Source organism: Micromonospora sp. NPDC052213, assembly GCF_040679695.1.
Taxonomy (GTDB): Bacteria; Actinomycetota; Actinomycetes; order Mycobacteriales; family Micromonosporaceae; genus Micromonospora.
The window spans coordinates 1-13554 of record NZ_JBFAVI010000186.1; the positions used below are offsets into that span (position 1 = coordinate 1).

The following is a 13554-nucleotide window of genomic DNA, read 5'->3' on the forward strand; positions in this document are numbered from 1 at the left end:
CGACCTGCGGAGGGATCAAGCCTGACCGCCCGGAGCAGGTCGGGCTCCGGCGAAAACCCACAACCACTCAGAGCACGAGGCGGGCCTTCTGCCAGGCCTCCTGCTCCTCTTCGGTGCCGACCTTGCCGTACATGCCGGCCGTCAGCAGGACCAGGCTGACCACCATCAGCACGATGACGGTGATGATGCTGAAGTTGAAGATGTTGGCCTCGGTCTGGATGAAGGCGAGACCGGCGAGGCTGATCACCATGAGGGCGTACGCCATCCACTGGTTGATCATGACGTCGATGTTGCGACCGATCACGGTGCCGGCCAGCACCGCCGCCCCGAGCAGGACGGTGAGCAGCGAGAAGCCGAGGTTCGTGCCCTGGCCGAGGACCTGGGTGTCATCCTGGGCGAGGACCTCGTTGCCGGCGCTCGCGATGATGCCGAGCACGCCGAAGGCCACCAGGTACAGACCGGTCAGCCCGCCGATCGCCCGGTAGACCGGCCGCGCGGGGTGGTTGACGGGGGTGTGGGCCATGTCTGTGTCTCCAACGCCGTTCGGGTGAGGGGTCGCGGACGATTGTCCCGCACGCGGCGGTGTGACGCCGCACACGGGGGTCCTCCCGCGTGCGACGCCACGACGAGGGCCGCTCAGATCGCCGGGATCTCGTCCGCCAGGGTCAGCCAGGTCTCCTCGGTCCGCTCCCGCTCGGCCCGCAGCTCCTTGAGTTGCGCGTCGAGTTCCGCGACCTTGGCGTAGTCGGTGGCGTGCGCGGCGAGCTGGTCGAGCAGGGCGGCCTCCTTCTGCTCCAGCTTGGCGACCTGCCGTTCCAGCCGGGCCAGTTCCTTACGGGCCTGGCGCGCGTCGGCGGCGGACATGCCGACCTCGGCCGGCGCGTCGGTGCTGACCGCGGCGGCCGGCTCGGTCGGGGCCGGTCCGGGTCGGCCGGCGGCCCGGGCGAGGTACTCGTCGACGCCACCGGGCAGGTGTACCAGCCGCCCGTCGCCGAACATCCCGTACGCGACGTCCGTGACCCGCTCGATGAGATAGCGGTCGTGGCTGGCCACGACGATGGTGCCGGGCCAGGAGTCGAGCAGGTCCTCCAGCGCGGCGAGGGTGTCGGTGTCGAGGTCGTTGGTGGGCTCGTCGAACAGGAGCACGTTGGGCTCCCCGGCGAGCAGCCGGAGCATCTGCAACCGGCGGCGCTCGCCGCCGGAGAGGTCGCTGACCGGGGTCCAGAGCCGCCGGTCGTCGAAGCCGAACACCTCGGCGAGCTGGGCGGCGGAGACCTCCCGGTCGCCGAGCTGCACCCGGCGGGCGACCTCCTCGACGGCTTCGAGGACCCGCAGGTGACCGGGCAGCTCGGCCAACTCCTGGGAGAGGAAGGCCGGCCGGACGGTCGAGCCGGTGGCGAGGCGCCCGCCGTCGGGGCGGGTGACGCCGGCCAGCATCCGCAGCAGGGTGGTCTTGCCGGCGCCGTTGCGGCCGAGGATCGCGATGCGGTCGCCGGGGCCGACCTGCCAGGTGACGTCGTGCAGGATCTCCTTCGGGCCGGCGTGCAGGGTCACCTGCTCCAGGTCGTACACCTGCTTGCCGAGCCGGGCGGTGGCGAGCCGTTGCAGCGACATGGTGTCGCGCGGCGGCGGGACGTCGGCGATGAGCGCGTTGGCCGCGTCGATGCGGAACCGCGGCTTGGAGGTGCGGGCGGGCGGGCCGCGGCGCAGCCAGGCGATCTCCTTGCGGAGCAGGTTCTGCCGGCGGGCCTCGGTGGCCGCGGCGACCCGCTCACGCTCCGCGCGGGCGAGGGTCCAGGCGGCGAAGCCGCCCTCGTACGCCCGGACGGTCTGGTCGGCGACCTCCCAGGTGGTGGTACAGACGGCGTCGAGGAACCACCGGTCGTGGGTGACCACGACGAGCGCGCCCTTGCGGCCGACGAGGTGGCGGGCCAGCCAGTCGACGCCGCCGACGTCGAGGTGGTTGGTGGGCTCGTCGAGGATGAGCAGGTCGGACTCGCGGACCAGCAGCGCGGCCAGGGCCACGCGCCGCCGCTCGCCGCCGGACATCGGGCCGACCGGCTGGTCGAGCCCGAGATGGGGCATGCCGAGGCCGTCGAGGATGGCGCGGACGCCGGCGTCGCCGGCCCACTCGTGCTCGGCGCCCATGCTCTCGCCGAGCCAGGCCGTGCCGAGCACCACGTCCCGGACGGTGGCGTCGGGGGCGAGCGTCAGGCTCTGCGGCAGCCAGGCGACCCGCAGGTCACGGCGGTGGGTGACCCGCCCGTCGTCCGGTTCCTCCTGCTTGGTGAGCAGCCGCAGCAGGGTGGACTTGCCGGCGCCGTTGAGGCCGACCACGCCGATCCGGTCGGCGTCGTCGAGGCCGAGCGAGACGTCGGTGAGCAGTGGCCCGGCGGCGCCGTAGCCCTTGGACACCCGGTCCAGGTTGACGATGTTGGCCACGACCTCACCTCCCATGATCAAGGCGTCCCCGTGCCGGTCGGCACCTGGGACGCCTGAGCCTCCCAGGGTACGCGGGCGCCGGGGCCCGCCCCGGCCGGAGCCGGGCCCGCGCGGGTCAACCAGCGGGGCGGCCGGCTTGTTCCAGGTCAGCGGGCGCCGGAGCGCCGGCGGTCAGATGATGCGGGCGCCGGCGACCGGGCCGTGGGCGGTCCGTGCCTCGCGGCACACCCCGGCCGACGCCAGCTCGGCGGCGATCCGATCGGCGTCGGCGGCGTCCACCGCGAGGAAGACGCAGGTCGGCCCCGAGCCGGAGACGATGCCGGCGAGCGCGCCGGCCGCCTCGCCGGCCTTCAGCGTCGCCGCCAGCGACGGGCGCATGGCCAGGGCGGCGTCCTGGAGGTCGTTGCCGAGGGTCGCGGCGAGCACCCGCGGGTCCCGCTGGCGCAGCGCCGCGAGCAGCGCGTCGGTGCTGCCCAGCGGCGCACCGGCGGTGCCGGCGTCGCGGAGCCGGTCCAGTTCGCGGTAGGCGGCCGGGGTGGAGAGGCCGCCGTCGGCGATGGCGACGACCCAGTGCCAGGACGTGGGGCGGGCCAGCACGGGGCTGACCGCCTCCCCCCGGCCGGTGCCGAGCGCCGTGCCGCCGTGGATCAGGAACGGCACGTCGGAGCCCAGGTCGGCGGCGATCCCGGCCAGTTCGTCGCGGGACAGCCCGGTGCCCCAGAGCGCGTCGCAGGCGACCAGTGCGGCGGCGGCGTCGGCGCTGCCCCCGGCCAGCCCGCCGGCCAGCGGGATCTGCTTGCGCAGGTGCAGCCGGGCGTGCGGCGTCACCCCGGCGTACCCGGCGAGGGCGTGGGCCGCCCGGATGACCAGGTTGGAGTCGTCCAGGGCCAGCTCGCCGGCGCCCTCGCCCTCCATGGTGAGGGTGAGCGTGTCGCCCCGACGGGCGGTCAGCTCGTCGTGGATGGAGATGGCGTGGTAGACGGTGTTCAGCTCGTGGTAGCCGTCGCGGCGCAGCGGCCCCACCCCCAGGTGCAGGTTGACCTTGGCGGGCACCCGGACCCGCACCGGTCCGCTGGCGCCGCGCCGCCGCTGCTCGTCCTCGTCGTCCGGTCCCCAGGCCTCGGTCACGGGGCGGTGTCCCGCAGGCGCAGGCGGATGTCGAACGGCTTCTCCACGATCAGCTCCTCGGCGGCGTCGGCGGCCGGCACGCACCGGCCGTCGACCAGGTCGTACGCGTACACGTGCGGATGGCCCGGGGCGGGCACGGCGTCAGCCTACTGTGCGGCGGACGGGGCGGCCGGGGCCGACGCGGCGATGGCGGCGAACTGCTCGACGGAGAGCGACTCGCCGCGCGCGCCGGGGTCGACGCCGGCGGCGGCGAGCGCGGCGGCGGCCCGGTCCGCGCCGCCGGCCCAGCCGGCCAGCGCGGCGCGCAGGGTCTTGCGGCGCTGCGCGAACGCCGCGTCCACCACGGCGAAGACCCGTTCCCGGGGTACGTCGTCGCGGGGCGGCTCGCGGCGGGTGAAGGCGACCAGTCCGGAGTCGACGTTCGGCACCGGCCAGAACACGTTCGGCGGGACCTTCCCGGCGGCGCGGGCGCGGGAGTACCAGGCGAGCTTGACCGACGGGACGCCGTACACCTTGGAGCCGGGACCGGCGACGAGCCGGTCGGCGACCTCCTTCTGCACCATCACCAGGCCGTGCCGCAGGCTGGGCAGCTCGGCGAGCAGGTGCAGCACCACCGGCACGGCCACGTTGTAGGGCAGGTTCGCCACCAGCGCGGTCGGCGCCGGGTCGGCCAGGTCGGCGGCGCGTACGCGCAGCGCGTCGGCGTGGTGCACGGTGAGCCGGGCGGCGTCCGGGCCGGCGTGCCGGGCGGCGGTCTCCGGCAGCGCGCCGGCCAGCGTCGGGTCGATCTCCACGGCGTGCACGTGGGCGGCGGCGGGGAGCAGGGCCAGGGTGAGCGAGCCGAGGCCGGGGCCGACCTCCAGCGCCACGTCGTCCGGGGTCAGCCCGGCGGCGGTGACGATGCGCCGCACCGTGTTGGGGTCGTGCACGAAGTTCTGGCCGAGCCTCTTGGTGGGGGCGACACCCAGCCGGGCGGCCAGTTCCCGGATCTCCGCCGGGCCGAGGAGACCGGTCACGCCCCGTAGCCTATGCGGGCCGGCACGGGAGTGCGGAGGGGGGACCTGCCGGTCACCACGGGCCGAAGACGCGGTCGCCGGTGGCGGAGATGGCGGCGCAGAGGTCGTCCAGGTCCGCGCCGGTCGTCTCGGCCAGCGCCCGGACGGTCAGCGGGATCAGGTACGACGCGTTGGGCCGGCCGCGGTGCGGCATCGGGGTCAGGTACGGCGCGTCGGTCTCCACCAGGATCTGGTCGAGCGGGGTCAGGGCGGCGGCCTCGCGCAGCGCCCCGGCGCTGCCGAAGGTGACGGTGCCGGCGAAGCTGAGCAGGTAGCCGCGGCGGACGCACTCGGCGGCGAAGTCGGCGTCGCCGGAGAAGCAGTGCAGCACCACGGTGTCGGGCGCGCCCTCGTCGTCGAGGATCCGCAGCACGTCGGCGTGTGCGTCGCGGTCGTGGATGACCAGCGCCTTGCCGTACCGCTTGGCGATGGCGATGTGCGCGCGGAAGCTCTCCTCCTGCACGGCCCGCCCCTCGTCCCCGGTGCGGAAGAAGTCCATGCCGGTCTCGCCGATGCCGCGTACCCGGTCGCGGGCGGCGAGCGCCTCGATCTCGCGCAGCGCCTCGTCGAGGTCGGCCAGGCGGGGCGCCTCGTTCGGGTGCAGCGCCACGGTGGCCAGCACGGCCGGGTGGGCGTCGGCGGCGTCGGCGCCCCAACGGGACGACGCCACGTCCACCCCGACCTGCACCAGCCGGTCGACGCCCACGGAGGCGGCGACGGCGACGACCGCGGCGACGGGGTCCGCGGCGGGGCCGCCGCTCGAGTCGGCAGCTGCCCGCGCCGCCGGCTCGCCCGGCGCGGCCTGTGGGGGCACGCCGGCCTCGTTGACGGTGATGTCGAGGTGGGTGTGGCTGTCCAGCACGGGGCGGGGCAGCGGCTCGGGGGCGGGCGGGAACTCCCCGGCCCGGCGGGCGGCGCGCTGCTTGCGGGTTTCGGTGGGCTCGCTCATCGCAGGCCAGCATCACACACCGTCGGCGGCCCGCGTCGCGGGGACGCCACCGGCCGTTCACCGACTCGGCACATGCCGGGCCTAGCGTCAGCGGGGTGACCGTCACCCCTCAGACCAGCGGAAACGGCCTCAGCGTCACATACGAGGGCGCGGTGTACCCGGCGGAGGAGATCGCCCGGGGCGCGGCGTACGAGTTGTCCAGCGCGGCCGAGGCGCCCGGCTTCGAGTGGTCCCGGCCCGGCACGACCCGGCCGTGGCGCAGGTTCGTGCACGCCACCGAGGTCAGCGACGTGCATCCGGCGACGGAGCCGGTCGAGGAGCCGGAGGCGCCGCTGCTGGTGCCGCTGCACCGGGAGCGGGGCTGGTCGTACGTGCAGCAGCTCAGCCAGCAGCCGACGGCGGCCGGCGACCCGACGCTGGCGGCGGTGCGCGACTCGGCGGTAATCCGGCGCGGCACCCGGATGGTGAAGGTGCTCTCCGCCCGGCAGCTCGCCGGGTACGTGCGCGGGTGGCTGCCGCACGGCTTCTGCTACCGGGAGCACGACGTGGCGCACCTGCGTACCCCGGCGGCGACGACGGTACTGCGCACCGACGGCTCGGACGCCCGGGACGGCGCGGACGTGACGTACGCGCTGCGCTGGCGGGCCGCCGACCCGGGCGACTACGACGTGCCGGTCGGCGCCGCGCACCGCGGCCTGACGGCGCTGGCGCCCCGCGACCGGATCGGCGCGGCGGTCCTCGGCACGGGGTTCGTGCCGAGCAGCGGCCAGCTCGTCCCGGAGTTCGTCACGCGGGACTTCGCGGACCTGCCGATGCCGGCGAACGCCACCCTGCTCGCCTACCCGGCCGACGGCGTGGAGGTGGTGCTCTACAGCTACCAGGCCGAGCAGCGCGGCTGGCTGCGGATGGCCGGCCCGCAGTGGCGGCACCTGCTCGCGGCGGTGCCGGGGCTCTCCCCCGACCAGGAGTACGTGCCGACGGGCGAGGCGCCCCGCTCCACCCGGCTGGTCGGCGGCTACGCCGGCGGCGACTACGAGGCGGTGGCCGACCTGCCCGGCGGGTTCCGGGTGCTGGCGATGACCCGCGCCGCCCGGTACCCGGTCGAGTGGGCGGCCCGCCGGCTGCGGCTGGCCAACTGGCGGGGCGCGCCCTGCCTGGTGCTGCGGGAGGAGACCGGCTGGCTCCGCCTGCGACTGCGCCGACCGGATCCGGACGCGGTGGCGGAGACCGGGGCGCAGTGCCAGGAGCGGGGCGTCTACGAGGCGTGGGCGCCGGCCGCCGAGGTCACCGAGGACCGGGTGGTGGACCTGCCGTACCGGCTCTGACCCGGCCCGTGCCGGATCTCGCCGGCATAACCGGGGACGGGGTGGGAATCCGCACGCGTCCGGCCGTCACGTGACCAGGAGACGCGCATGCCCTTCATCACCGTGGGGACGGAGAACTCCGCCCCCATCGACCTGTACTACGAGGACCACGGCTCCGGTCAGCCGATCGTGCTGATCCACGGCTTCCCGTTCAACGGCGCGACCTGGGAGAAGCAGACCGGGCCGCTGCTGGCCGCCGGGTACCGGACGATCACGTACGACCGGCGGGGTTTCGGCGCTTCCGCCCAGCCGGCGTTCGGGTACGACTACGACACGTTCGCCGCCGACCTCGACGTGCTGATGACCGAGCTGGACCTGCGCGACGCGATCCTGGTCGGCCACTCGATGGCACCGGCGAGGTGACCCGCTACCTGGGCGTGTACGGCTCGCAGCGGGTCGACCGGGCGGTGCTGCTGGCCCCGCTCGCGCCGTTCCTGCTGAAGACCTCGGACAACCCGGAGGGGGTCGAGAAGAGCCTCTTCCAGGGCTTCCAGCAGGCCATCCTCGACGACCGCTTCGCCTACCTCACCACCTTCTGCGAGGCGTTCTTCAACTACCAGGAGAACAGGGGCAAGCTGGTCAGCGAGGAGGCGTTCCGGGCGCACTGGGAGATCGGTGCCCGGGCCTCGGCGAAGGGCACCCACGACAGCGTGGACGCCTGGCAGACCGACTTCCGGGGCGACGTGTCCCGCATCGACGTGCCGGTGCTGATCGTGCAGGGCGACTCCGACGCGGTGCTGCCGTACCCGAAGACGGGGCAGCGGCTCCAGCCGATGCTGGCCGGCAGCCGGTTGGTCACCCTGAAGGGCGCGCCGCACGGCATCCCGTGGACGAACGCGCCCGAGGTGAACCGCAGCATCATGGACTTCATCGGCGCGCCGGCGATGGCGCGGGCCTGACCGTCCCGGGGCGCAGCCGCACGGCCTGGCGCGGACGACGACGGGCGCGACCCCCTCGGGGGCCGCGCCCGTCGGCACGCTCGGGATCAGCCGGCCAGGCGGGCCAGCTCCTCGTCGACGATCGACGGGTCGAGCTTGCGGAAGACCGGCTTCGGTGCGGCCAACGCCCGGCCCACCTCCAGCGGCACGGACTCCCAGCGCGCGCCGACCGAGTAGTCACCGGTCAGCACCGGGTACGCGGGCCCGCCGTCGAGGTCGTCGACCTCCTCGATGACCGGCATCGGGGCGTGCACGCCGGTGCCGCCGAGCAGCTCGTGCACCTTCTGCGCGGAGTGCGGCAGGAACGGGGTGAGCAGCGTGTTGGCGTCGCTGACCACCTGAAGGGCGACGTGCAGGATGGTGCCCATCCGGGGCTTGTCGGCCTCGCCCTTGAGCTTCCACGGGGCCTGCTCGGAGAGGTACTTGTTGGCCTCGGCGACCACCCGCATCGCCTCGCCGATGGCCTGCTTCTGCCGGTGCCGGGCGATCAGGTCACCGACCGTCGCGAAGCCGGCCCGGGCGACCGCGAGCAGCGCCTCGTCGGCCTCGGTGAGCCCGGCCGGGTCGACGGGCGGGATCGCGCCGAAGTTCTTCGCCGCCATCGAGATGGAGCGGTTGACCAGGTTGCCCCAGCCGGCGACCAGCTCGTCGTTGTTGCGGCGGAGGAATTCGGCCCAGGTGAAGTCGGTGTCGTTGCTCTCCGGGCCGGCGGCGGCGATGAAGTAGCGCAGCGCGTCGGCGTCGTACCGCTCCAGGAAGTCCCGGACGTAGATGACGACCCGCCGGGAGGAGGAGAACTTGCGCCCCTCCATGGTCAGGTACTCGCTGGAGACCACCTCGGTGGGCAGGTTGAGCCGGCCCAGCTCGCCCGGCTGGCCGTCGCGGTCACCCTCGCCCGAGTAGCCGGAGAGCAGCGCCGGCCAGATCACCGAGTGGAAGACGATGTTGTCCTTGCCCATGAAGTAGTAGGCGCGGGCGTCACCGCCGACTCCGTCGGCAAACGGGACACCGCCCTCCGCGCCCGTTGAATTCCAGTACCTGCGCCACGCCTCCGGGTCGCCGGAGCGGCGGGCCCACTCGATCGAGGCGGAGAGGTAGCCGATCACCGCGTCGAACCAGACGTAGATGCGCTTGTCGGGGCGGTCCCGCCAGCCGTCGAGCGGGATCGGCACGCCCCACTCCAGGTCCCGGGTGATGGCCCGGGGCTGGAGGTCGTCGAGCAGGTTCCGCGAGAAGCGCAGCACGTTGGGCCGCCAGCCCTCGCGGGTGTCCAGCCACTGCCGCAGCACGTCGGCCAGGGCGGGCAGGTCCAGGAAGAAGTGCTCGGTCTCGACGAACTTCGGGGTCTCCCCGTTGATCCGCGACTTCGGGTCGATCAGGTCGATCGGGTCGAGCTGGTTGCCGCAGTTGTCGCACTGGTCGCCGCGGGCGCTGTCGTAGCCGCAGATCGGGCAGGTGCCCTCGATGTAGCGGTCGGGCAGGGTCCGGCCGGTGGACGGGGAGATCGCGCCCATGGTGGTCTTCGGGACGATGTAGCCGTTGCGGTACATCCCCTCGAACAGCTCCTGCACCACCGCGTAGTGGTTGCGGGTGGTGGTGCGGGTGAACAGGTCGTAGGAGAGCCCGAGGCCGTGCAGGTCCTCGACGATCACCCGGTTGTAGCGGTCGGCCAGCTCGCGCGGGGTGACGCCGTCGGCGTCCGCCTGCACCTGGATGGGGGTGCCGTGCTCGTCGGTGCCCGACACCATGAGCACGTCGTGGCCGGCCATCCGCATGTACCGGCTGAAAACGTCGGAGGGAACGCCGAAACCGGAGACGTGGCCGATGTGGCGCGGGCCGTTGGCGTACGGCCAGGCAACCGCCGCGAGAACGTGACTCATGACCAGCAAGCCTAGTGACCCGCTTCGGGTGACCGCGAATCAATAGGGCTCGCGGGTCGGCGGACCGGCCGGATCGGCTCCGCCATTTGTCCGATTTGTCGCCGACACGCGGCCCGAGCTGCCCGTTCGCGCGCGGGTGGCGGGGTGCAATGAACGTCGTGACTGGCAGACGAGCGGCCCGGGATCACGACGACCGCCCCTCCGGCCCGCCGGACGGCGGTGCGGCCGGTGCGTCGCGCGGCACCGTCGCGCCGCATCCGCGGGTGGTCCCGCCCGCCGCGCCGCCGGAGCCGCCGGCCGCGCCCGCCAGGCCGCCCGCCGAACCCGCCGGGCCGCCCGCCGAACCGGCCGGGGCGGCCGAGCCGGCCGCCGAGGTCGAGCCCACGACCGGGGCGCCGGTCGACGCCGTGCCGCGCCGGGTCCCGGTCCGCCAGCCCCACCACGCCCGCCGGGGACGTCCCGCCGACGGGGGTACGCCGGACGGCGCCGACCCCGGCGGCACGCCCGACGGCGACGACGGCGCGTACTGGCCGCCGATCGAACAGGTGCACTGGGACGGCACGCCGATCGGAGAGGAGCCACCGCACGAACGGCAGCGGTCCTCCCGGGACGGGGACCGGCAGGCCCGGCGCGCCCCGCGCCCGCCCGATCCGCTGCCGGGGCTGGCCGTGCTGCTGGTGTTGAGCCTGGTCGCGGCCTTCTTCGCCTGGGTCAGCGCGGGGCCGTTCTGGCTGGCGGTGGGGCACGCCACGCGGGGCACGGCGGTGATCGTCGACTGCACCGGGGGCGGGCTCACCCAGCGCTGCCGGGGCAACTTCGCCCCCGCCGACGAGCCGTGGATCGCGCACGGCGTACGGGTCAGCGGGGTGGCCGCGGAGCGGACCGCGACCGGCGCGACGCTGCCGGCCCGGATGACCGGCCCGGACGGCGGCACCGCGTACGCGGACGCCGGGGCGGCCGGGCACCTGCGCTGGCTGCTCGGCCTGTTGGTGGTGCTGGGCTGCTGCGCCGGGATCGCCAGGTGGACCGGGGCCACCCGGCTCGCCGACCCCCGGACCCGCCGCTGGGCGGTCACCGGCGCCGTGGCCGGCCCGCTGGCGCTCACCCTCGGTTTCCTCGTCGCCGCCTGGTGAGTCGCCTCGCGCGTCAGGCGTGCACGACGCCGTAGACGTCGCGCCGGCGCAGGCCGTACTCCGTGGCGACCTCGGTGATCGCGTCCCGCCGGGACAGGCCGGCGGCCTCCCGGGCGGCGACGGCGGCCCGCAGGGTGTCGTCGTCGGGGCGTTCCGGGGCCGTCTCGGGCGCGCCCGCCACCACGAGGGTGATCTCGCCGCGCGGCTCCCCCGCGGCGGCCCAGTCGGCCAGCTCGCCGAGCGGGCGGCGGACGATCTCCTCGTACGTCTTGGTCAGCTCGCGGCACAGCGCGGCGGGCCGGTCGGCGCCGAACGCGGCGGCCAGGTCGGCGAGCGCGCCGGCGATCCGGTGCGGCGCCTCGAAGAAGACCAGCGTCCGTTCCTCGGCGGCGAGCGCCCGCAGCCGGGACCGGCGGGCGCCGGGGGTGCGCGGCAGGAAGCCCTCGAAGCAGAACCGGTCGCAGGGCAGCCCGGACAGCGCCAGCGCGGTGGTGACGGCGCTCGGGCCGGGCGCGGCGGTGACCGGCACGCCGGCGTCCAGGGCGGCCCGCACCAGCCGGTAGCCGGGGTCGGAGACGCTCGGCATGCCGCCGTCGGTGACCAGGGCGACCACGTAGCCGGCGGTCAACACGTCGGCCAGCTCGGGGGTGCGCCGCTCCTCGTTGCCCTCGAAGTAGGAGACGATCCGCCCCGCCACGGTGACGTCCAGGTCGCGGGCCAGGCGGGTGAGCCGGCGGGTGTCCTCGGCGGCCACCACGTCGGCGGTGGCGAGCACCTCGCGGAAGCGGGCCGAGGCGTCGGCCGGGTTGCCGAGCGGCGCGCCGAGGAGGATCAGGCGCCCGGTGTCGGACATTTCACCCACGGGAACGGCTCCTTCATCGACAGGGGTGCCGGTATCGGAGGCGACGGGCGCCACCGGGCACCTTGGCAGCCTACGATCGCCGGGTGACGAGTGCGTCGACAGCACAGAGCGCGGACCAGGCGGGACCCGATCCCACGGCGGGGGCGCCGGCGGAAGGATCGTCCCCGGCGCCCGGCGGCGGCGTTCCCGGCATCGTCCGGCGCCGGCTGGCGACCGTGGAGGCCCGGCTGGACGGGCGTTCCTGGCTGGCCACCGGCGTGATCGTCGCGATCGCGGCGATCCTGCGGTTCGTCGGCCTGAGCCATCCGCCCGGGAAGATCTTCGACGAGATCTACTACGCCCGCGAGGGCTGGGCCCTGGTCGACAAGGGCGTCGAGTGGAACTACCAGGACAACGGCCCCTCGTACGTGGTCCATCCGCCGCTCGGCAAGTGGCTGATCGGGCTCGGCGAGTGGGCCTTCGGCTACTCGGACGCCGAGCAGGGCATCTCCGTGCCGGGGCACCTGATGACCACCGCCCCGGAGTTCGGCTGGCGGTTCTCGGCGGCGGTCGTCGGCACCCTGTCGGTGCTGATGTTGGTCCGCATCGGCCGGCGGATGTTCCGCTCGACCGCGCTCGGCTGCGCGGCCGGCCTGCTGCTCGCGCTGGACGGCTTCCACCTGGTGCTGTCCCGCACGGCGCTGCTCGACATCTTCCTGCTGTTCTTCGTGCTGGCCACGTTCGGCGCCCTGGTGCTGGACCGGGACGCCCGGCGCCGCCGGTGGGCCCGGGCGCTGGAGGCGGGCCTCGACCCGGGCCGGCCGGGGCGGGCCGGGCGGCCGGCGGGCGGCTGGCGGAACTGGCCGTGGTGGCGGCTGGCCGCCGGGGTGCTGTTCGGCGGTGCCTGCGCGGTGAAGTGGAGCGCGCTCTACTTCCTGCCCGTGTTCGCGCTGCTGGTGATCCTCTGGGAGGTCGGGGTCCGCCGCTCCGCGGGCGCCCGCCGGCCGTGGCGGGACACCCTCCTCGACGAGCTGCCCTGGCTGGTGCTGGCCGGGGTGCTGATGGTGGTCACCTACGTCGCCACCTGGTCCGGCTGGCTGCTCGGCGACGACGGCTACTACCGGCTCGCGGAGCGGTACCCGAACGCGCCGCTGAGCGACACCCCGGTCATCGGCGCGCTGCACAACCTCGTCGAGTACCACAAGGCGGCGTACGGCTTCCACACCGGCCTGGACGACCCGCACAAGTACCAGTCGTGGCCGTGGCAGTGGCTGCTGCTGGGCCGGCCGGTCGCCTTCTACTGGTCGGGCAACGGGGCCTGCGGCGCGCCGAGCTGCGCCTCTGAGGTCCTGCTGCTCGGCACGCCCCTGCTCTGGTGGTCGTTCCTGCCCGCCCTGGTGGCGCTGGCGTGGCTGGGCCTGGCCCGGCGGGACTGGCGGGCCGGCGCGATCCTGCTCGTCGTGGCGGCCGGCCTGCTGCCCTGGTTCTGGTTCGCGCTGGACGGCCGGACGATGTTCTCCTTCTACACCGCGCCGGTGCTGCCGTTCCTGGTGCTCGCGGTGGTCTACGTGCTCGGCGCGATCGTCACACCCGCCGGCCCGCCCGGGGGCGGCGCCGTCGCGCCGCTCGACGCCGGCCAGGACCGCCGGCTCGTGGGCGGGGTGATCGCCGGGGCGTACGTCCTGCTGGTCGCGCTCTGCTTCGCGTACTTCCATCCGATCTTCGTCGGCAAGCTGCTCCCGTACGCCGAGTGGTCGGCGCGGATGTGGCTGGACGGCCGCTGGATCTGACCGACGGCGCGCGACCCGCCGCGGCTCCGGGGCC

At 74.8% G+C, this 13554-nt stretch carries 11 protein-coding genes and 1 pseudogene; 4 read left to right on the plus strand and 8 right to left on the minus strand.

The window, feature by feature from the left end; genetic code table 11:
• Positions 1 to 67 precede the first annotated feature (67 nt).
• The 6 genes from AB0L34_RS29130 to AB0L34_RS29155 all read right to left on the minus strand — a co-directional run bounded on the left by AB0L34_RS29130 (position 68) and on the right by AB0L34_RS29155 (position 5574).
• The gene (locus AB0L34_RS29130; RefSeq protein ID WP_363708291.1) at positions 68 to 523 is read right to left on the minus strand and encodes a DUF4383 domain-containing protein; all 456 of its coding nucleotides are present in this window, start codon (positions 521 to 523) and stop codon (positions 68 to 70) included.
• 113 nt (positions 524 to 636) lie between these two features.
• Positions 637 to 2442 (minus strand): ABC-F family ATP-binding cassette domain-containing protein, encoded by a 1806-nt coding sequence (locus AB0L34_RS29135; protein WP_363708293.1) that lies wholly within the window; start codon positions 2440 to 2442, stop codon positions 637 to 639.
• Between the two features lie 171 nt (positions 2443 to 2613).
• Positions 2614 to 3570: a 4-(cytidine 5'-diphospho)-2-C-methyl-D-erythritol kinase gene (locus tag AB0L34_RS29140; protein ID WP_363708295.1), complete on the minus strand. Its 957-nt coding sequence runs from the start codon at positions 3568 to 3570 to the stop codon at positions 2614 to 2616.
• Positions 3567 to 3707 (minus strand): hypothetical protein, encoded by a 141-nt coding sequence (locus AB0L34_RS29145; protein ID WP_350701394.1) that lies wholly within the window; start codon positions 3705 to 3707, stop codon positions 3567 to 3569. Before AB0L34_RS29145 ends, AB0L34_RS29140 begins: the two co-directional genes overlap by 4 nt.
• 9 nt (positions 3708 to 3716) lie before the next feature.
• Positions 3717 to 4586 (minus strand): 16S rRNA (adenine(1518)-N(6)/adenine(1519)-N(6))-dimethyltransferase RsmA, encoded by an 870-nt coding sequence (gene rsmA / locus AB0L34_RS29150; protein ID WP_357457251.1) that lies wholly within the window; start codon positions 4584 to 4586, stop codon positions 3717 to 3719.
• Positions 4587 to 4638: 52 nt separating this feature from the next.
• Positions 4639 to 5574: a TatD family hydrolase gene (locus AB0L34_RS29155; RefSeq protein WP_363708297.1), complete on the minus strand. Its 936-nt coding sequence runs from the start codon at positions 5572 to 5574 to the stop codon at positions 4639 to 4641.
• 95 nt (positions 5575 to 5669) lie between these two features.
• Here AB0L34_RS29155 and AB0L34_RS29160 point away from each other — a divergent pair, with 95 nt between their 5' ends.
• Both AB0L34_RS29160 and AB0L34_RS29165 read left to right on the plus strand, forming a co-directional pair.
• Positions 5670 to 6899 (plus strand): hypothetical protein, encoded by a 1230-nt coding sequence (locus AB0L34_RS29160; protein ID WP_363708299.1) that lies wholly within the window; start codon positions 5670 to 5672, stop codon positions 6897 to 6899.
• Between the two features lie 87 nt (positions 6900 to 6986).
• Positions 6987 to 7837 (plus strand): annotated as a pseudogene (locus tag AB0L34_RS29165) (alpha/beta hydrolase).
• 86 nt (positions 7838 to 7923) lie between these two features.
• Here the strand turns inward: AB0L34_RS29165 and metG are convergent.
• Entirely contained in the window at positions 7924 to 9756 is a 1833-nt protein-coding gene (gene metG, locus AB0L34_RS29170; RefSeq protein WP_357457242.1) for a methionine--tRNA ligase, read from the minus strand.
• Positions 9757 to 9905: 149 nt separating this feature from the next.
• On the opposite strand from metG, the gene AB0L34_RS29175 reads away from it, so the two are divergent.
• The gene (locus AB0L34_RS29175; protein ID WP_363708301.1) at positions 9906 to 10889 is read left to right on the plus strand and encodes a hypothetical protein; all 984 of its coding nucleotides are present in this window, start codon (positions 9906 to 9908) and stop codon (positions 10887 to 10889) included.
• A 13-nt stretch (positions 10890 to 10902) separates the two neighbouring features.
• Here the strand turns inward: AB0L34_RS29175 and rsmI are convergent, their stop codons facing one another.
• Positions 10903 to 11751, minus strand: a complete 849-nt coding sequence (gene rsmI / locus AB0L34_RS29180) for a 16S rRNA (cytidine(1402)-2'-O)-methyltransferase (RefSeq protein WP_357457238.1) — start codon at positions 11749 to 11751, stop codon at positions 10903 to 10905.
• Between the two features lie 83 nt (positions 11752 to 11834).
• Between rsmI and AB0L34_RS29185 the strand changes: the two genes are divergently transcribed.
• Positions 11835 to 13520 (plus strand): phospholipid carrier-dependent glycosyltransferase, encoded by a 1686-nt coding sequence (locus tag AB0L34_RS29185; protein WP_363708304.1) that lies wholly within the window; start codon positions 11835 to 11837, stop codon positions 13518 to 13520.
• Positions 13521 to 13554 lie beyond the last annotated feature (34 nt).

Coding starts and splice junctions, on each gene's coding strand:
- AB0L34_RS29155 (WP_363708297.1), bottom strand. CDS start 5,574: ATGAGCGAGCCCACCGAAACCCGCAAGCAGCGCGCCGCCCGCCGGGCC.
- AB0L34_RS29175 (WP_363708301.1), top strand. CDS start 9,906: ATGAACGTCGTGACTGGCAGACGAGCGGCCCGGGATCACGACGACCGC.
- AB0L34_RS29130 (WP_363708291.1), bottom strand. CDS start 523: ATGGCCCACACCCCCGTCAACCACCCCGCGCGGCCGGTCTACCGGGCG.
- metG (WP_357457242.1), bottom strand. CDS start 9,756: ATGAGTCACGTTCTCGCGGCGGTTGCCTGGCCGTACGCCAACGGCCCG.